The sequence below is a fragment of the Marinomonas ostreistagni genome, from assembly GCF_016461785.1.
GTDB lineage: Bacteria > Pseudomonadota > Gammaproteobacteria > Pseudomonadales > Marinomonadaceae > Marinomonas > Marinomonas ostreistagni_A.
Window position 1 is genome coordinate 215,406 of the sequence record NZ_JAEMUH010000003.1, and the last position, 19,308, is coordinate 234,713.

Here is a 19,308-nt window from a genome sequence, read left to right on the forward strand (position 1 = left end):
TCTCCTGCTAGTCGTCTTTTCGGTCAATAAAGGCATCAGCACGAAGTTCAGATAACCAGTTGTCCAACACAAAGTCTTGCTTTTGCGCCATGATTGCACGCTCAGCATTACGACGTTTTACTTTATCGCTGATGTCATTTTGACGGCGACCATCTACTTCAAGAATATGCCAGCCAAATTGCGAGCGGAAGGGGGCGCTAATATCACCAACATCAGTTTTATTCATCATGTCTTCGAATTCAGGCACCATGGTGCCGGGTGTTACCCAACCTAGATCTCCACCTTGTAGTGTGGAGCCTTGGTCTTCGCTGTACTCTTTCGCAATATCAGCAAAATCAGCACCTTGTTCTAGGCGATTATATAGCTGTTCAGTCAATGCTCGAGTTTGTTCATCGTCACGAATTTCGTTTGGACGTAATAGAAGATGGCTGACTTTTGTTTCTTGCTGGTAAGCAACGTCTTGAGAGCGCTTTTCAATGACCCACAACAGGTGGAAGCCAGCATTACTTTGAAGAGGACCGATCAATTTGCCTTGCTGCTGGCCAATAGCTTGGGTAAATAAGCGTGGAAGCTCACTGGCTTTTCGCCAGCCTAAATCCCCGCCTTGGATTGCAAATTGTCCTTCAGATTGTGCGATGGCTTGATTAATAAAGTCATTTTCAGATTGAATCTGGTCTGCGATCTCATCAATTTTAGCTCGTGCTTCGTTAATATCGCTCGCTCGAATGACGATGTGTCGCAAATGGAATTCGGCTTGGTTCTGATCACTGCTTTGTTGATTTTTGAGGAAGTCGTCTATTTCTTGCTCTGTCACAGAGATACGAGATTGTGCAACCTGTTGGCGTGCCTTGCTGATAATAAGCTCGTTCTCGATTTGTTGTCGGTAACGTTTATAGTCGACGTTTTGGTTCGCCAAGACTTGCTTTAATCCTGCGACATCAGTATTGAATTTGTTGGCAACGGATAAAATAGCCTTATCAACTTCTTGTGTGCTTGCACGGATTCCTTGCTTACGTGCGTAGTTTACCTGCAACGCTTCTTCGATAAGCTGGTTTACGATTTGTCGGTGAATACTGTCAGTTAAAACACCGCCAGGGACACGGTCTTTCACGACATTGAAACGAGCTGTTACATCACTGTCAAGAATCGGGCGAGAGTCTACTACAGCGGCTAAACCATCTATTCTGACAGGTTCAGCTGAAACAGGGGCCACAGTCCATGCTGCAGACGTTACTAACAGCGAACAAATAAGCTTTTTATACATCATTAATATCCGACTTTACCTTGGTTCCAGTAGTCATCAGCAATGGTTGTGAGGTCTGAGTTCGTTCTACCTACACCGCTAAGACTGCGTAAAATAAATTGTAAGAATATGCCTTCGTCGTACTGACCATCGTCGTCACGCCAGCGTTGATAGCTGAAGGAAGTTTTTATACAGCAATTTTCATAGCCAAACCCTTCCACTTCCGCTGTCCGTTCATGGTCAACCCAGTCGTAAGATTGCTGTTGGAAGAAATGCCAGTTGTCATTAATTGGTAAAATGGTTCCGAAACTAGCTTGTTTAGTCATATCTTCAACATTGTCATCATATAGATATGAAAAACTAAGATTCAGCACAATGCCACTGTCTGGGGTGTATTTAAGGGCTGTTTGCGCAAGATCTACACGATTTCCATCAAAATCGTAGTTAAAATGGTTAGCGAGCGTGAAACGATCACCATTATAAGTGGCTGCTGTTAGCACAGCACTGCGCGCACTATCATCCACTACACTTCCAGTATCCCCGTCTACCCCAACTTTTCTATCTGCGAGATAGAATACTTGTCCACCTTGCAGTGTCCAACGGTTATTGTTGTTTTCATCATAGAATCGACTCTCAAGTCCTAATGCGATCTGCTCTGTATCACCAATGCGGTCATTGCCGCTAAAACGTTGGTGAGAAAAAGCTTGAGCATAAGTCATATCCATCTCATTAGCATCGAAGTCCGGAATGTCAGACTGCTCCTGATAAGGGGCGTTAAGATATTGGATACGAGGCTCTAATGTTTGGCGCCATTGGTTCTCTAGGTGGCGGTCAAACACAATGCTGGTGTCTAAATAGTATGATAAGTGATTGACTTCGGCGTCGCTGTCTTGAAACGTATCGTAGTCGTGCAGCGAATAATTACGGTACTGGTGTAATATACCGGTTGTTATCCCGCTCCAAGCATTTCCGTAATAGACATTAAGGTCCTGATTTAAAACAAACCGCTGACCATCTTGTCCTGTTTGATCTGGCTCGTAAAACTCGGTGAATTCTATATCTGGACGATAACTGAAACGCGTGTCTGCATAACGATAAGACGCACTCAATCGAGGCATCCATTCCAGCGGCTGATTCTCAGTAGGGTCAGGGGTTTGGTAACGTCTTACTTGTACATTAGAACTAAAATTCCCTAAGTCATAACGTGCGTTGGCTGTGCGAACATAGTTATCTTTTTCTTGAATAGACGTGTTGTTAATTTCGGGCACCCTGTTTTCAGTAGGGTTGTCCTCAAGATTCAAACCAACTTGTAATTGTTCAGTTAGCTGCTGTTGGCTTGAAAGCTTACGTAGGGTGCCTTCTTCTCCGTATTCGTTAAAGAACGTCGACTGTTCGAATGTTGTAAGGCCATATTGACTTAAATGACGTAATTCAATGTCTAGACCTTGACCATTTTGATCTTTGTCTTCTTCGCTCGATTCACCTATCGGCAGTACTAGATTCGGAGTCAGTGTTGCATCATATTCAGGCGCCAAATTCAGATAATAAGGTGCAGAAACACTCAAGCTCTTTCCACTTAGGCCAAAGCTTGGAAATAGGAAACCAGATTGACGTCGTTGATCGAGTGGAAAACGCAGCCAAGGGAAGTAAAAAACGGGGATGTCATGAATGCGAATCTGCACATGCTTCGCAGTTCCAAAACCGCTGTCAGGGTTCAGCTCAATACTGGATCCGTACAGTGTCCAGCTGTCTTCACCGGGTTCACAAGTGGTATAAAAGCCTTCGTTAATAAATATTAGACCATCTTTGGTTCTTGCTATTTCACTTGCTTCGCCTCGGACGCGGCTTTGGTGAGCTAGGAACTCAGCATTTTCGAAGCGCGCGCTTTGGTTACCTTCTTCGGTACTAATATAAGCTTTGTCACTGCGAATGAGCTGGTTTTTCGCTCTTAAGGAAACATCGCCAGTGGCCTGATAATATTTGCTTTGCTCCCCTTCAATAAGGTCCGCATTGAGTTCTGACAATGGCTGTCTTAGGGTTGCGGAACCTTCCATATATAAGGTGCCTTGCTCATCCCGATAGATCATATCCGCTAACAGATGCGTATTGTCATCGTCGACAACCTGCCAGCTGTCAATGTACGCACCTCGGCAATATTGGTTTAACGTCGCTTGCTGTGAAACACTAAGCGATTCTTTTGGTACCCAGTCCCATTCATTTGCCTCAGCCATAGGCAAGATGAAAAGACTTTGAAATAATAGCGCGTAAGAGCGTAAATGCTTTGGCATGCGGAGTATACTAAATCTCTATTACGTGCTGGCGCGAACATTGGCGCGGCACATGTCGGTCCATATTGGCGACAAATAATAATCTATGCGCCCCCTAGGGGGCTACCGATTCTGGAGAAATATCTTTATGTGGAAATGGGTTGGGGCAATCGTTGGCTTGTTGTTTGCGGGCTTTTTTGGATTAGTCGGCGGTTTTTTCGTAGGTTTGTTAATCGATCGAGCCAAGGGGAACCAAGCGGGTGGGCGTAGAACAGGTGCGTCTTTATTCGAGCAACAGCAAGTGTTTTTCCAAACACTGTTCCAACTTATGGGGCGTTTGGCAAAATCTGATGGTCAAGTATCTCAAGAAGAGATTGAGCTAGCTAAAGCTGTGATGCAACGTCTGCGTCTATCACCAGACGCTCAGCGTCAGGCTCAAGAGTTATTTAATCAAGGTAAAGCATCGAGCTTCAATGTTGACGAAGCGCTACAACGCTTTAATAGAGTAGTCGGCGCAGGCATGTTGCGCCGCTCTTTAGTTGAGGTATTACTCTTATCTGCCTACGCAGACGGTTACTTATCTCTTGAAGAAAAGTCATTGCTGGGTCAAATTTGCGCTCAACTAGGTATGTCAGAAGCAGAATACAACAGCATTCATGAGCAAATTAAGCGTCAGACGCACTTTCATCAAGGCTATCAGCAACAAGCATCCGGCAAATCTTCTCCTGACCTTTTGAAAGCCGCTTACGAAGTTCTTGAAGTTAATGAGAGTATGAGCGATGCGGAGATTAAAAAAGCGTACCGTCGCCTGATGAGCCAGAACCATCCTGATAAACTGAGCTCACAAGGTTTACCAGAAGAAATGATCGAACTTGCCAAAGAGCGTACGCAAGAAATTCAGTCCGCTTATGAAATGATTAAAAAATCGCGTAAGTAATATGTTTTGCCTAAGTAGGCATGGCTAAAAGCAAAATGGGGAGCCAATCAGCTCCCCATTTTTTTAATCCAATGGGCTTTCATAGAAAAGAGATTTTTCGAATTCGGGTAAGGTTTTGCGCTGATTTGACTGATTCGTATGCTGCTTTAGAAATCCCCACACCCGTTGCGTAAGGCGTTTGTTACCGGTCGGATCGAAGCGTGCATCAGGCAGCGCATCTATTTGTACGTAGGATGCTCTTTGGTTGCCTCGTTTATTTGCTGCTGCTTGTCGTTGTCGTGCAAAACGTGCATCGGCATTGGTTCGATCAAAATAATAGTCCAGCGTCGGAAGTCTCAAGCGCTCAATATTTTGGGCAAACTGGAAATCACTCAGCGCGGCGGTGCTTCTAGGTTCAATTAAAACAAGTGCCTGATTAGTGGTGCCTCGCTCGGCAGTATAGCGCAGCGCATAGGCGGCACCACTGCGGTAGCCTAGATAAGCTACTTGGTTGTAGCCTTTTTCTTGGGTTAATGCGATGGCGGCATCGATTCGTGCGAACACTTGTGCTTCATTCGGTAGTTCAGGTGATGTCGATGAGTCTGCATTGGCACTGTTTTCATTGGTTTCACTGGGTTCATTGTTTGTCGTTTGAACAACTTGTACGGGAGTGGCTCGGCCACCCATATCCGGTATTTCAATGGCTAACGTGCACCAACTGTGTCGTGGTAATGTTTCACGAAGGGGGGACACCACTTGTGGCCAATCAGGATGGCCATGATCCCCGTGTAATAGTATTAAGCAACCTTGAGGATCTCCCGTTTCCGCTTCGCGAAATAACCCAAAGAAAGACTCACCATCCGCTTCTAAGGTTTCTATTTCATGGGCATGGTTAGTACTTAGGCGCTCAATCAAACCAGCAATTCTCGTTTGCTGGGGGGTTGGCATTACTCGTGGTACATCGCTTTGCGTGACAGCGGGAGCGGTGCTACTGGTTTCCTCTTCACCTTCTGCCCAAACGTTCTGCAACGTCAGTATGAGCAAACAAGTGGTTAGCGTTATTTTCTTCATTGAATCCAATACTTATGCAATGGGCCTTGTTAGAATATTGCGCAAACAACATTCTGTCACTGCCGGAGACAAATATGAAAGACTTTCTTATTGCACCGTCTATTTTAGCGGCTGATTTTGCGCGCTTAGGAGAAGAAGTAGACAACGTACTGGAAGCCGGAGCGGACATCGTTCACTTTGATGTTATGGACAACCATTATGTTCCAAACCTAACCATTGGGCCGATGGTGTGTCAGGCGCTGCGTAAACATGGTGTGACAGCGGACATTGATGTTCATTTAATGGTGAAACCCGTTGATCGCTTGATTGGTGACTTCATTGAAGCAGGCGCTAGCTACATTACTTTCCACCCACAAGGTAGCGAACACATCGACCGTTCATTACAGATGATCCGTGATGGTGGCTGTAAATCTGGCCTTGTGTTTAACCCAGCGACGCCTCTGGATGATCTGAAATATGTCATGGATAAGGTCGATATGATTCTACTGATGTCTGTGAACCCAGGTTTTGGTGGCCAGAAGTTTATTCCAGGTACGCTTGATAAACTTCGCGAAGCGCGTCGCCTGATCGATGAAAGCGGTTACGATATTCGTCTGGAAGTCGATGGCGGTGTGAGCGAGAAAAATATTGCCGAGTGTGCAGCAGCCGGTGCTGATACTTTCGTTGCAGGGTCAGCGATCTTCGGTAAACCAGACTACAAAGCGGTGATAGATCAGATGCGTGCTGAGCTCGCTGGTGTGAAGCGATGAAAACGCCGAAACACTTAAAACGCTTATTCGAAGGTTGGCCTGAGTTAGTCTGCTTTGACCTAGATGGCACGTTAGTGGATAGCGTGCCTGATATCGCAGCAGCAATGGATAAAAGTCTAGTCGCTATGGGGGCTTCCCCAGCAGGTGAAGAGCGAGTCCGAGGCTGGGTAGGTTATGGTTCCGCCAAGCTTGTGCAACAAGCAATGGAGTGGGCTAACCTGCCAGTAGAGCGTATTGAAGAAGGCTATAAGTTATTTTTAAAAGAGTACTTTGACAACTTAGCTGGCAGCTCAACGCTTTATGCCAATGTGGAATCTATCCTAAAAGCGTTTAAATATCAGAAAGTCCCCGTCGCCTTGATTACCAATAAGCCGAGCTTGTTTATCAAGCCTTTGCTCGATCACTTTGGTATCTCGACCTACTTTAGTTGGATGTTGGGTGGCGACTCTCTGGAAGACAAGAAACCCTCGCCCGTGCCACTGTTGCATTGTATGGAAGATATCGAAGCCGCTCCCGAGAAATGTCTGATGATTGGCGATTCGTTGGCGGATTATCGTGCGGCCAAAGCGGCTGGCTTTAAATGTGCCTTGGTGACCTATGGCTATAATCACGGTGTCGACCTCAAAGAGCTAGAAGCCGATGTGTTGATCGATGATCTGGCTGAACTGTTAATGTGATCTAGCGCTAGCTTTATTTGATAATTCTAATAAATGGGTAGGTGATTGTCGTAATAGGCATGACCTGCCCATTTTTTTTGGATAGAATCCAGCCCGTTTAAACTTTGAACGACGATGCTGTAGATGTTGCAAACCTTTCTAACCCGAGCGAACGAGCTGGCACGCATAGGCCTTTTGGCCATGTTATTGCTAACGTTTGGCCCTTTGGTAGGACAGATTAGTGCTGCATCCCATCAAGCAGCCATGGCCGATTGGGTCTGTGGTGACGAAGTGGCGATTAGTGATATGTCTCATGAGCATCATGGGGCTGATCATCATGCTTGGTATGAGCAGTGTGAATACTGTTCTCTCGTTCAGCACTTTCCTTTCTTAAGTGTTTACACACCTGAGTTCACCGCCGCCAATGGCCTCGTGGATTCAGGTCCCGTTGTAGCGGTACGCAGCGCCTTTCGTAATAAGGCTTTGTTTGCCCATGCTCCCAACCGTGCCCCGCCAGTTCTGATCAGTTAACGTTTTTTGAATTTTTATTAACTGATTTAGAGATGTCATCATGACTCAATTTTTTGATGCTGGACAATTACGTCCAGAGAATACTGCTCGCCCCCAATTTATCTCTCGTCGTCCAGTGTGGGCGATAGCGCCTCTGACCATGGCGGTGATCTTTGCGAATCAGACCATGGCTCAGGAAGAGGCATTATCGAATGCGATAGTTGTCAGCGCTCCAGAAATCGAAGCGCCAGTGGTCACTCGTGTAAATTTAGATGAAACTCCTGTGCTGCAATCGGCCACCGATGGCGCGACGGTATTGGCGCAAATTCCGGGCTTTTCTGCAATTGGCAATGGGGGGACCAATGGCGATCCTATCTTCCGTGGAATGTTTGGCTCTCGTTTGGCAATTTTGACCAGTGGCGCGCAGATGGCGGGTGCTTGTCCTAATCGCATGGACAACCCGAGTGCTTACATTAACCCATATTCTTACGATGAAGTAGAAATCGTCAAAGGCCCACAAACGGTTCTATGGGGGCCAGGCGCGTCTGCGGCAACAGTGCGTTTTGAGCGAGCTAAGGAGGACTTCTCTGAAAAGAATTATCGCTTGGATGCCAGTGCTTTGGTGGGTTCCAATGGACGTTTTGATCGTTACCTTGAAGGCGCCGTGGGGAATGAAAAGGGTTATCTGCGCTTAGAGGCAAATTCATCGCAAGCAGATGATTACGAAGATGGTAATGGTGATGTGGTGCCATCTGAGTGGGATAAATGGAATAGCTCCGCAGCGATTGGCTGGACGCCAGATGAAGACACACTTTTGGAATTGGAAGTTGCTCGTGGAGATGGTGAATCGAAATACGCGGGGCGTTCTATGGACGGTACTAAGTTCCTACGTGAAACTGCAGCATTGCGTTTTGAAAAACAAAATCTCGGTGAAAACTGGCGCAAGCTGGAAGCACAATTTAACTACGGCTACGCCGACCATGTGATGGATAACTTTACCCTACGTGAATCATCAATGATGCCTATGGCAATGGAATTAGACCGTCGTACTCGCAGTGGTCGAGTGGCCTCTACTTGGGATTGGAGTGACTACTCAATAATCCTAGGGGTGGATGCTAAAGAAGAAGAGCACCGTCGTGGCTTAAATACGGCGAGCGTGATGACGGACTATAGCAGTGAGCAAGCGGGAGTGTTCTCTGAACTGACTTGGTTTATGAATGATACGCAGCAAGTGGTTTCAGGGCTGCGTTTTGATCGTGTCAGTGCCACCGATGAATTGACGACGACGGCGACGGCAGGGCAAGAACGTTCTGATAATCTGGTGAGTGGTTTTGTTCGATTGGAAAGCGACCTGAGTAGCATGCCTGCGACTACCTATATTGGCTTAGGGTATGTTGAACGTTTTCCTGATTACTGGGAAATCAAACCCGGTAACGCAAGTTTATCGGGGGATGTGAATGCCTTTGCCGGAGTTCAACCTGAGAAAACGACGCAGATTGATTTAGGGATTAATTACCAAAAAGATGATCTAAGCTGGTGGCTGTCAGGCTATGCTGGAATGGTCAACGATTACATCTTGTTTGATTACTCAAATGATACACAGGTGGGCAATGTCGATGCACTTATTGCAGGGGCGGAAGCAGGGTCTCGTTATCAATTATCCGACAATTGGAGTACAAATGGCTCGATCGCTTACGCGTGGGGTGAAAACCGTGATTCCAATACAGCGTTGCCACAAATTGCACCTTTGGAAGCGAAGCTGGGGTTAACTTATGAACAACAGGCTTGGACACTGAACTCAGTGCTGCGTATGGTTGCGAAACAAGACCGTGTGGCGCTTGATCAGGGTAACGTTGTAGGCTATGACTTCGCGGAGTCGTCAAGCTTTGCCACCTTTGATATCAATGGTGAATACCGTTTGAGTCAGGTGGTGACATTGCGTGCAGGGATCGACAATCTATTCGATCGTACCTATAGCGAGCACTTGAATAAAGCGGGTAGCTCAGTGTTTGGTTACGCGGCTGATACCGCGTTTAATGAACCAGGACGCACTGTGTGGGCCAGTATCAATGCCTCGTTTTAAAGTATTTCATTTTGTGTTGTGAATAAAAAAACGGGGTATCGTTTGATACCCCGTTTTTCTTGATAGTGAGATGGAATCACTAGTTCGTTTCGGTGTTACCTACTTGAGATGTATCCGCTTGGTCCTCGTTGCCATTTTGGCGTGAGTGTTTCTCTGAAGTTTTGGACTTAGCCTCAGCGTCAGGTTTACTAGAGATAAACTCATCTTGCGACGCTTGTTGCTCATTAAATAAGTGCAAAGTACGAGTCGGGAAGGCGACTTCGGCTCCGTGTTGTTCAATGATTTGCATCGCTTTAAACAAGACGTCTTGTTTGACTTCATGATATTTCGCCCAGTTCGTGGTGCGGGTGTAGGCGTAGATGAAGAAGTCTAGGGAAGATGGGCCGAACTGGTTAAAGTTCACCATGTAGATCTGGTCATTATCGATTTCATCGTGATTACCAACCATTTCTTTCACATCGTTGATAATATTAGGCAGTTTACTGAAGTCGTTATAACGTACACCAACAGTTTCATTGATTCTTCGGTGTGACATGCGTGATGGGTTTTCTACTGAAATAGTTGAGAAAATAGCGTTGGGAATATAAAGCGGACGCATATCAAAGGTACGGATACGCGTTAGCCGCCAGCCGATATGTTCAACAGTCCCTTCAATTGTTTGGTCTGGTGAACGAATCCAATCACCAACTTTGAAAGGACGGTCCAAATAAACCATTAACCCGCCAAAAAAATTGGCTAATAAATCTTTCGCAGCAAAACCTACGGCAATACCACCGATACCACCAAAGGCTAGTACGCCAGAGATGCTATAGCCCATGTTTTGGAGAATAACCAACACAGAGGTGATGATGACCGCTGCGCGAAGTAATTTGCTGATCGCACTGGCCGTTGTATAGTCTACCGGTTGCTTGGTAGCACGACCGGATGTCATGGCATTTTCGACACCCTTTACACATCGTAATAGGAACCAAGCGATGATCGCGATCACACCGATTTCTCTAACTTTTAGCACAATTGCCGCGAAGTTCTCATCCAGTTGGGTGTCTGATATTTCGGCGGCAATACTCAAACCGACTAACCAAATAAACAATCGCAGTGGCGGCATGGCCGCTTCGACAATCATGTTATCCCATGGATTGCGAGTGCGTTGAAGCTTGTCATCCACACGCATCAAGATTCGGTTAACGATAAAGTTAATCACCAGAGTCGCAAACACGACGATGAAGATTTTTACGATCCAGTGCATTTGATTGTCGCCCAGACCGAGGTAAGGCTGAATGGTTTCCCAAGTCATGTATTGAATCCTTGTTTACAGTAGTAGCAGTGTGCCTAAGCCTAAGAATGCAATGTATCCGGCGATGTCTGTCACCGTAGTCAATATTACGGAACCTGACAAAGCGGGATCGATTTTAAGCTTATCTAAAACGACAGGGATTATGACGCCAGAAAGTGCAGCCATTAAGATATTAATAACGATAGCCATCGCAATTGTGAAACCGAGCATCGGACTTTGGAACCAGAACAATACCGCGGCACCGATACACAGGGACCAGACAATACCGTTTAAACCACCCACTTGAAGCTCCTTCTTTAACAGTGAGCTAAAGTTTGCTCGGGTAATCTGGCCTAGGGCCAAACCACGGACTATCAGTGTGAGAGTTTGGCTTCCGGCGATCCCTCCCATGGAAGCAACGATTGGCATTAATACCGCCAGTGCCACCACTTGTTCTAGGGTTGCTTCAAAGAGGCCAATGAATGCCGAAGCCATAAACGCTGTTAGTAGGTTAATGCCCAGCCAAAAACCACGGGATGCGGCACTGCGACGTACTGGTGAGAATAGATCCGAGTCTTCATCCAAACCGGTGTTGGACATTTGTACCGCTTCTTGTTCTAAGCGGCGCGCTTCAAGAGCGTGCCCCGCATGAAAGCGACCGACTAGCAACTGGTTGCTATCGAGTACTGGAAGTGCTGAAACTTCACTTTTTTCCAACAGGTCTGCTGCTTTGACAACGTCTGTTTGTGCGTCGATAAATGGGTATTCTTCTTCCATAAAGCCAGAAACTGGCTCATGGGGCTGAGCGTTGAGAATAGAGCGAAGATGGACGCAGCCGACCCAGCGCCCGGTTCGGTTCACCAAATAAAGAGTGTCGGAGTAGGGTGCAGAAACGCGACGGAACAAACGCATGGCTTCCGAAACGCGTATTGTTTGAGCCGCGACTATCAGCTCGTGATCAACCCAACGACCCGCTTCGTCTTCCTCGTAAGTCACGCCCTGTTGGTAGTATTCGCGCTGCTTGGCATCCATCTTCTTCAGCGCAATGTCGATCATCGGATCTGGTAGAGAGTCTGCAATCTCTAAAAGATCTTCTGCATCCACATCAGAAAATAACTCGGCAATTTCGAGGTCGTTTAGCTCTTTAAGAAGTAGCAGGCGGGATTCGCCACGCATCTCGACCAAAATATCTAGGCGGTTGGTTTGTTTGATGCTGTCCCAAACAAAGCGACGTTGAGAAACTGGAATCGATTCTAAGGCCAAGGCCACATCATCAGGGGGCATTGAACTGATGGCTTGATTGATGTCTTGGTTAGAAATGTTTTCTTGAGTTAATAACTCAATCAATTCTGCAATTGGGTTGGACACAATTGAGCCCCTTATACGTCTAAGATAGTTGCTTCAGTGTGAGTGAATTCGTCTTTATAATCAATGAACTAAGAGTGACAAACAGAGCTTAACCAGAGAAAATTATGGCTTATCATGAAGTTTACGCTCAGTGATCACAGTTAAGCTGTCAGAATCTTTCGGTTGGTGTACATAACCCAGTGTGGCATTGGCATGTTCTCTCATAATGCCTTCCGCTCGCGTTCCGAGTCCATTCACAATGGCATGGTAAACATGGTGATGCTGTTGATGTGCAAACTGGAATCGCTTAGCTTCACGCTGCATATTTTTTTTGTCAAAAGCCAGAGCGCTGGAAGACGCAAACGGTAAGTGTTCATTACGGCTCAGTGCAGCTTGGATAGCGGGATTATGAGCCGCTTCAATGACAATATCGTGAAAACGCTTGTTCATATTTTGATAATGTTCGAGGTCGGCTTCCTTTAGTGATTCGACGTTTAGAATTTGATCACCTTCTTCGAGTAACAGTGCTAACGCTTGTTGATGACTTTGGGATAGACCACGCTCAGCCGCTTGGCGTGCTGCCAGTCCCTCCAGTACACCTCGCACCTCTACTGCCCCCATTATTTCCTCAACAGAAATAGAACGTACTTCGTAACCGCGTCCAGCCAGTTTGGTCAATAGGCCTTCTTGCTCTAATGCTCGAAATGCGATGCGTACCGGAGTACGTGAAACCCCTAGCATTTCAGCTGTAGGAACTTCTGCAATACGACTCCCAGCACTTAATGCGCCGTCTAAAATCATCTGTCGCAGCTCGCTCAAGACATTGGTTTGGTTTTTCTTCATAAATGCCGACTCTGTTTATTGGATCCAATGATTGCTAAATTCTGAGTTTAATGGCCGCATTTTAGCTTAAAGTCTATTTATTGGATCCACTATGTGTTTTTTTAATGAGAAAAATGGACCTTGCTAGGCTATATTGGATCCATTAAAGAACAAAAATAACACAATTAGGAGAAATTCATGAGCCAGCAACCGTTTCCAAAGAATACTTGGTATGTGGCCGCCATGTCGGAAGAGATTGGTACCGAGAAGCCATTAGGTCGCAAGATATGCGGCGAAAGCATTGCTTTCTATCGTCCATCGGCCAATGAAATTGCCGCAGTACGGGACTTTTGTCCGCACCGTGGTGCTGCCATGTCATTAGGCTATGTAGAAGATGGCTTACTAATTTGTGGTTACCACGGTTTGAAAATGGGTGCCGATGGCAAAACCAAAGAAATGCCACTACAACGAGTGCAAGGTTTTCCATGTATGAAGTCATTCGCAGTGGAAGAACGTTATGGCTTTATCTGGGTATGGCCGGGTGACCAAGATTTAGCGGATCCAAGTTTGATCCCTGTGCAAGAGTGGGCGATCAGTGATGACTGGGCTTACGGCGGTGGTTTATACCATATCAATGCCGATTATCGTTTGATGATCGATAACCTAATGGATTTGACCCATGAAACCTATGTCCATGCGTCCAGCATCGGGCAAAAAGAAATCGATGAATCGCCAGTAGATACCAAGGTTAATGGCGATGAAGTCATCACCAGCCGAACCATGGAAAATATTACTGCACCGCCATTTTGGCAAGCGGCGTTAGAAGCTAATGGTTTACCCAAAGACGCACCAGTTGACCGCTGGCAGCGCTGCCGTTTTACACCGCCTTCTCATGTGATGATTGATGTGGGTGTCGCGCTAGAGGGTAATGGTGGCTATGACGCGCCAAAAGACAAAAAAGCCAGCAGTATCGTAGTGGACTTTATCACTCCTGAAACCGAAGACACCATGTGGTATTTCTGGGGGATGGCGCGTAACTTTAAAGCAGATGATGCGGAGTTGACCGATAAAATTCGTGAAGGTCAGGGCGGCATATTCCAAGAAGACTTGGAAGTGTTGGAGCGTCAGCAAGCTAATCTAAAAGCCTTCCCGGATTACGACTTGTTAAAACTCAATATCGACGCCGGAGGCGTGCAATCTCGTCGGGTGATTGAACGTATTATCAAGGCTGAGACTGCGGTTAAGATGGTACCCAATGACGCTCCTTTGCAAACGATCTCATTCTAAGGTGGTGTCATGATTGAAGTCGTTGTTCTAAATAAAGTCGACGAAGCCGCTGCGGTGGTGCGTCTGGTGCTAGGTAAAGCCGATGAAACAGCGCTACCGCCCTTTGAAGCGGGTGCGCACATTGATATCAAATTACCAAGTGGCTTATTACGTCAGTATTCCTTATGTCGTTTGCAGTCTGATCCTCGTTATTACGAAATTGCAGTGTTAAAGGACCCACAATCCCGTGGTGGCTCAGAAGAAGTGCATGGCTTAAACATTGGCGATGTGGTGCAGATTAGTGAACCAAAGAATCACTTTCCGCTACGCAGTAAAGAAGCCAAATCTTTGTTGATCGCCGGTGGTATAGGGGTGACGCCCTTATTGCCAATGGCGCAAACCCTGCAATGTGCGGGCACGTCATTTGAATTTTACTACTGTGGCAAATCACCGCGTACGGCTGCTTTCAGTGAAACTCTTAAGCAGGCATCGTTTGCCGATAAAATGCATTTCCATTTCAGTAGTGAACCTCAAAGCTCGGGCCGCATGGATATTAAATCGGTATTGAGTCAGCATGTGGCCGACTCGGATCTCTATGTCTGTGGTCCTGCAGAGTTTATTGCCAGTGTGCTGGAACATGCCGAAGCGTTAGGCTGGCCGGAAGAGAAAGTGCATCGCGAGTTCTTTGCAGCTCCAACTTTAGAGGCAGATTATACGGAAAATCATGCTTTCCAAATCAAAGTGGCTAGTACTGGACAAGTATTCGATGTCGCTGCCAACCAATCCATCACCGATGTACTGGACGAACAGGCTATTTTTGTACCGGTATCTTGCTGCGAAGGCGTTTGTGGCACTTGCTTAACCGATGTTATCAGTGGAGAGGTAGAGCATCGCGATATCTTTCTAAGCAAACAAGAAAAAGCTGAAGGCAAACAGATGCTGACCTGCTGCTCCCGAGCCAAAGAAGAGGGTGCTTTGATTGAATTAGATATTTAGTTATTTGTGGAGAGAAATAAAAATGCTAGGTAACTATCTAGCATTTTTTTAGATCCTGTAGTTATCTCAATATAGTTTAACTCTTATTAGAAATGGAATGGTTTTAACTTTAAAAATATAGCCTGATAAGGTATTAAATTTTGACTTTTATATTTAGGGTTATATAATCCAACCAAAATTACTTCGTCAAGCTTTCGCTAATGGAATAGAAAGGGAACAGTATGGAAGGGCTTGTTTCGTCAAAAAGCTACGCTATCGCCGTATCATTGTCTGGGGTTTTTGGTGTTATAGGTATTCATCAATTTTACCTTGGGCGTTACGTTGAAGGTGTTATCGACCTCTCTCTTTTTTGCTTCACCTTATATTTCTATTTCACAGACCAGCTTCTTCTTGCGTTGCTGTTTTTTGCTGTCGATGCAATACATACTTTAATTGTAACTATTATGCTTATGACTGGCTCCATCAAGGATGGAAGTGGCAAATATGTCTACTATCCAGGACAAGAGCTGAACTAGAAAGGACTAGAATATGAATGATTTTTCCATAGAGAGAAGTAAAAAAGGCTTCGTACCAACACTATTACTTTGCTTCTTTTTGGGAAGCCTTGGTGCTCACCGTTTTTATGCGGGAAAAATTGTAACAGGTATTTTAATGTTGTTTACCCTTGGTGGGTTAGGTATTTGGACAATTGTTGATTTTGTGATGATTGCTACGGGGAACTTTAAAGATACTTTCGGACGTCAAATTAAGTCGTAAAACAATATTGGTGAGGTTAGTTAAATGAATTTACGTTGACTTATCCTCATTTTTTTAAAATAACCTACAAATTTTGGTATCCAATTGGATATCATTTTAATACGAAGTTGTTGTGCGATGGGTTACTGTATTATTGAGCCTAGATGTGCGCACAACAGCTTTCATCTGTAAAAAATTAAACCTACTAAATTGATTTTTCTCTTTCCACTAATTTAGCTATTAAAAATAGCTTTCCATCAAAGTAAGACTCTACTAGTAAGAGTGTGTCCCAGTCACTTCAATTTTCCATCAAAATAGCGCTCATTCTGACAATGATGTAGTATTGTCCGAGCTCAAATTCCCTCCATATAAGGTGTGCGTCATTTAGCACCGGAAACCATTGAGCCGATTTTTTCAAAAGCTTTACTTATCAGTGGTTTAAGTGATTTATGGTTCTGATGATAGACAACTACGATTCTTTCACCTACAACTTGGTGCAGTATATTCGTGAGTTGGGTTATGAGGTGGATGTTCGTCGTAACGATGCCTTAACGATTGCAGATATTGAGGCGCTTGCGCCGAGTCATATTGTCATTTCTCCAGGGCCATGTACGCCAAATGAAGCGGGCATTTCCTTGCAAGCAATTGAGCACTTTGCTGGCAGCATTCCTGTGTTGGGTATCTGCTTGGGGCATCAGAGTATTGCCCAAGTATTTGGTGGCGATGTGATTCGGGCCAAAACAGTAATGCACGGCAAAACCTCAAAGGTGTACCATAAGGGGATTGGTGTGTTCCGTGATTTGCCGAATCCCTATAATGCGACCCGTTACCATTCCTTGGTGGTGAAGCAAGAAACCTTACCTGACTGTTTAGAGGTAACGGCGTGGACGCAAAACGATCAAGGTGAGCTGGATGAGATCATGGGCTTACGACATACAAGCATGAACATTGAAGGGGTGCAGTTTCACCCCGAGTCTATTTTGACAGAGCATGGTCATGCTCTGTTAGACAACTTTTTCAAACATTAGGAGTTGGCTGGTGGAAATTAAACAAGCGATTGCCAAGGTGGTTAACAAGCAAGACCTCACTGGTGATGAAATGCGTGATGTGATGAATGACATCATGACGGGTCAAGCAACCCCAGCACAGATCGGTGGTTTTTTAATTGGCTTGCGCATGAAAGGTGAGACCGTAGAAGAGATCACTGCGGCGGCTCAAGTTATGCGTGAATTGTCGACCAAAGTTGATTTAGGCGATGAAGCTTTGGTTGATACCTGTGGTACAGGTGGTGATGGCGGTAATTTGTTTAACGTTTCCACTGCATCTGCTTTTGCAGTCGCAGCGGCGGGTGGTCGTGTGGCAAAACACGGTGGTCGTTCGGTTTCCTCTAAATCAGGCAGTGCTGATGTATTGGAGAAAGCAGGCGTTTACTTGGGCTTAGACAGCGAACAAGTTAAACGTTGTGTTCAGGAGTTAGGCTTAGGATTTATGTTTGCACCGAATCATCATTCAGCGATGAAGTATGCGGTTGGGCCTCGCAAAGAAATGGCAACACGAACCTTGTTTAACCTATTAGGACCACTGACAAATCCTGCCGGAGCAAAACGCCAAGTAATGGGCGTTTTTGGTAAAGAGTGGGTACGTCCTATCGCGGAAGTCTTAAAAGCGTTAGGTAGCGAACACGTGATGGTTGTCCATTCAGCAGATGGTTTAGATGAAATTAGCATTGCTGGACCAACCTATGTGGCAGAGCTTAAAGATGGTGACATTACGGAGTACGAAATAGCACCAGAGCAATTTGGTATTGAGCGTCAATCATTGTCATTAGTGCAAACGGTCGATGCGGATAGCAGTCTAGAAATGTTGAAGACGGCTTTAGAGGGTAAGGGTAAGGAAAACGCACCGCGTGACATTGTGTCATTAAATGCGGGGGCGGCAATCTACGTATCTGGCGTAGCGGATTCCTTAGCTGAAGGTGTGGCGATCGCTGAAGATGTGATCTGCGGTGGTTTGGCGAAGATCAAACTACAAGAGCTAGCGAGCTTTACTCGTTGCTATATGCCTGAAGCATCAGAAACAGCGAACTAAAATAGAGAGCCATTATGCAAGTCGAGACTCCAACAATTTTAAAAAAGATCGTGGCGCGTAAGTACGAGGAAATCAGTGAGCGTCAAGCGCGCACGCCGTTTGCTAATCTTGAGATCGCAGCAGCAGCGGCCAATGCTCATAATCCGACGCGTGGTTTTGCTGCCGCAATACGCAGTAAAATTGCTGTAGGTAAGGCAGGGGTGATTGCGGAAATTAAAAAAGCTTCCCCAAGCAAGGGAATCTTGCGAGATCCGTTCTCTCCAAAAGACATTGCTGTGTCCTATGAAAAAGGTGGCGCAGCGTGTTTGTCTGTGTTGACCGATCAGGATTATTTTCAAGGTCACGAAGATTACTTGGTAGAAGCACGTAATGCCTGCTCGCTACCAGTAATTCGTAAGGATTTTATTGTTGACCCTTACCAAGTGATGGAAGCTCGCTCGATTGGCGCTGACTGTATTTTGTTGATTGCTGCTTGTCTATCTGGCAAAGAGCTACGTGAGCTAGACAAGATGGCCCGAGACTTGTCGATGGATGTATTGGTAGAAGTGCATAATCGTGCTGAGCTTGAGTTGGCGCTAGAGTATACGGAAACGGAGTTGTTGGGGATCAATAATCGTGACTTGCATACGTTTGAACTGAGTTTGCAGCATACGTTCGAACTGATGAATGATGTGCCAAAAGATCGCTTAATTGTCACTGAGAGTGGTATTCATACTCGCGATGATGTGGCAGCTATGCGTGAAAATGATATCCATGCTTTCTTAGTGGGTGAAGCCTTTATGAAAGCGAGCAATCCGGGCGAGAAACTGGCGGAATTGTTTAAATAAGATTTGAGAGAAGAACGCTATGAAAACAAGTGTAGCTTGGCAAGAAGACGTACATTTTACTGCTGAAACGGGTTCTGGCTTTAAAGTAGAGATCGATGGCAATCAAACGGCAGGCCCACGCCCGATGGAACTTATCCTAGCTGGGTTAGGCGGATGTACTTCTTATGATGTGGTGAATATCCTGAAAAAAGCGCGCCAAGATGTTGTGTCTTGTGTGGCGCAGATAGATGCAGATCGTGCTGAGACTGTACCGTCTGTATTTACTGAGATTCGTGTGCACTTTGTTGTCACTGGTCGTAAGATCAAAGAAAGTCATGTGGCGCGTGCGGTAAAACTGTCTGCGGAAGAGTACTGTTCCGCGTCTTTGATGCTTGAGCGTGGTGGCGTGAATATTGTCCACAGTTATGAAGTGATTGAAGTAGAGTAAGTCATCACTTACTTTTGATATATTAAATGGCC

Annotated in this window: 19 protein-coding genes; 13 read left to right on the forward strand and 6 right to left on the reverse strand. The window is 45.6% G+C overall.

The genetic code is table 11. The features are described from left to right. Nucleotides 1–7: 7 nt before the first annotated feature. Both JHD44_RS04135 and JHD44_RS04140 read right to left on the reverse strand, forming a co-directional pair. Nucleotides 8–1,267: a peptidylprolyl isomerase gene (locus JHD44_RS04135; protein WP_233401721.1), complete on the reverse strand. Its 1,260-nt coding sequence runs from the start codon at nt 1,265–1,267 to the stop codon at nt 8–10. After that, nucleotides 1,267–3,531, reverse strand: a complete 2,265-nt coding sequence (locus JHD44_RS04140; protein WP_199461353.1) for an LPS-assembly protein LptD — start codon at nt 3,529–3,531, stop codon at nt 1,267–1,269. Before JHD44_RS04140 ends, JHD44_RS04135 begins: the two co-directional genes overlap by 1 nt. A 127-nt stretch (nt 3,532–3,658) precedes the next feature. Here JHD44_RS04140 and djlA point away from each other — a divergent pair, with 127 nt between their 5' ends. After that, nucleotides 3,659–4,447 (forward strand): co-chaperone DjlA, encoded by a 789-nt coding sequence (gene djlA / locus JHD44_RS04145; protein WP_199461355.1) that lies wholly within the window; start codon nt 3,659–3,661, stop codon nt 4,445–4,447. A gap of 63 nt (nt 4,448–4,510) precedes the next feature. Here djlA and JHD44_RS04150 read toward each other — a convergent pair whose 3' ends face one another. Beyond that, nucleotides 4,511–5,497, reverse strand: a complete 987-nt coding sequence (locus JHD44_RS04150; RefSeq protein ID WP_199461357.1) for a DUF3530 family protein — start codon at nt 5,495–5,497, stop codon at nt 4,511–4,513. 74 nt (nt 5,498–5,571) lie between these two features. On the opposite strand from JHD44_RS04150, the gene rpe reads away from it, so the two are divergent. From rpe to JHD44_RS04170, 4 genes are all read left to right on the forward strand, one after another. Then, nucleotides 5,572–6,246: a ribulose-phosphate 3-epimerase gene (gene rpe / locus JHD44_RS04155; RefSeq protein ID WP_133563362.1), complete on the forward strand. Its 675-nt coding sequence runs from the start codon at nt 5,572–5,574 to the stop codon at nt 6,244–6,246. Further along, nucleotides 6,243–6,923 (forward strand): phosphoglycolate phosphatase, encoded by a 681-nt coding sequence (locus tag JHD44_RS04160; protein ID WP_199461359.1) that lies wholly within the window; start codon nt 6,243–6,245, stop codon nt 6,921–6,923. The genes rpe and JHD44_RS04160 overlap by 4 nt, the downstream gene beginning before the upstream one ends. Nucleotides 6,924–7,046: 123 nt before the next feature. Then, a complete protein-coding gene (locus JHD44_RS04165) occupies nt 7,047–7,433 on the forward strand; it encodes a DUF2946 domain-containing protein (RefSeq protein ID WP_199461361.1) in 387 nt (128 codons plus the stop codon). Nucleotides 7,434–7,473: 40 nt separating this feature from the next. Further along, complete coding sequence (locus JHD44_RS04170) at nt 7,474–9,495, forward strand: TonB-dependent copper receptor (RefSeq protein ID WP_199461363.1); 2,022 nt, start codon at nt 7,474–7,476, stop codon at nt 9,493–9,495. Between the two features lie 79 nt (nt 9,496–9,574). On the opposite strand, the gene JHD44_RS04175 is transcribed toward JHD44_RS04170, so the two are convergent. The 3 genes from JHD44_RS04175 to JHD44_RS04185 all read right to left on the reverse strand — a co-directional run bounded on the left by JHD44_RS04175 (nt 9,575) and on the right by JHD44_RS04185 (nt 12,958). Next, nucleotides 9,575–10,789 (reverse strand): mechanosensitive ion channel family protein, encoded by a 1,215-nt coding sequence (locus JHD44_RS04175; RefSeq protein WP_199461365.1) that lies wholly within the window; start codon nt 10,787–10,789, stop codon nt 9,575–9,577. A 15-nt stretch (nt 10,790–10,804) separates the two neighbouring features. Next, nucleotides 10,805–12,136, reverse strand: a complete 1,332-nt coding sequence (locus JHD44_RS04180; RefSeq protein ID WP_199461367.1) for a magnesium transporter — start codon at nt 12,134–12,136, stop codon at nt 10,805–10,807. A gap of 102 nt (nt 12,137–12,238) precedes the next feature. After that, nucleotides 12,239–12,958 carry a GntR family transcriptional regulator gene (locus tag JHD44_RS04185; protein ID WP_199461369.1) on the reverse strand — a complete coding sequence of 240 codons (720 nt, stop codon included), beginning with the start codon at nt 12,956–12,958 and terminating at the stop codon, nt 12,239–12,241. Nucleotides 12,959–13,135: 177 nt separating this feature from the next. On the opposite strand from JHD44_RS04185, the gene JHD44_RS04190 reads away from it, so the two are divergent. The 8 genes from JHD44_RS04190 (at nt 13,136) to JHD44_RS04225 (ending at nt 19,276) form a co-directional block, all read left to right on the forward strand. Continuing rightward, a complete protein-coding gene (locus JHD44_RS04190) occupies nt 13,136–14,224 on the forward strand; it encodes an aromatic ring-hydroxylating oxygenase subunit alpha (protein ID WP_199461371.1) in 1,089 nt (362 codons plus the stop codon). A 9-nt stretch (nt 14,225–14,233) separates the two neighbouring features. Next, complete coding sequence (locus tag JHD44_RS04195; RefSeq protein WP_199461373.1) at nt 14,234–15,199, forward strand: PDR/VanB family oxidoreductase; 966 nt, start codon at nt 14,234–14,236, stop codon at nt 15,197–15,199. A 221-nt stretch (nt 15,200–15,420) separates the two neighbouring features. Next, nucleotides 15,421–15,714, forward strand: coding sequence for a TM2 domain-containing protein (locus JHD44_RS04200; protein WP_199461375.1), 294 nt, complete (start codon nt 15,421–15,423; stop codon nt 15,712–15,714). A gap of 13 nt (nt 15,715–15,727) precedes the next feature. Continuing rightward, the gene (locus tag JHD44_RS04205) at nt 15,728–15,955 is read left to right on the forward strand and encodes a TM2 domain-containing protein (protein WP_199461377.1); all 228 of its coding nucleotides are present in this window, start codon (nt 15,728–15,730) and stop codon (nt 15,953–15,955) included. A 428-nt stretch (nt 15,956–16,383) separates the two neighbouring features. Then, on the forward strand, nt 16,384–16,962 hold the full coding sequence (locus JHD44_RS04210) for an anthranilate synthase component II (RefSeq protein WP_199461379.1): 579 nt from the start codon (nt 16,384–16,386) through the stop codon (nt 16,960–16,962). A gap of 10 nt (nt 16,963–16,972) precedes the next feature. Next, on the forward strand, nt 16,973–18,022 hold the full coding sequence (trpD, locus tag JHD44_RS04215; protein WP_199461381.1) for an anthranilate phosphoribosyltransferase: 1,050 nt from the start codon (nt 16,973–16,975) through the stop codon (nt 18,020–18,022). 14 nt (nt 18,023–18,036) lie between these two features. Continuing rightward, complete coding sequence (gene trpC / locus JHD44_RS04220; RefSeq protein WP_199461383.1) at nt 18,037–18,849, forward strand: indole-3-glycerol phosphate synthase TrpC; 813 nt, start codon at nt 18,037–18,039, stop codon at nt 18,847–18,849. A 19-nt stretch (nt 18,850–18,868) separates the two neighbouring features. Continuing rightward, nucleotides 18,869–19,276: an OsmC family protein gene (locus tag JHD44_RS04225; RefSeq protein ID WP_199461385.1), complete on the forward strand. Its 408-nt coding sequence runs from the start codon at nt 18,869–18,871 to the stop codon at nt 19,274–19,276. Nucleotides 19,277–19,308 lie beyond the last annotated feature (32 nt).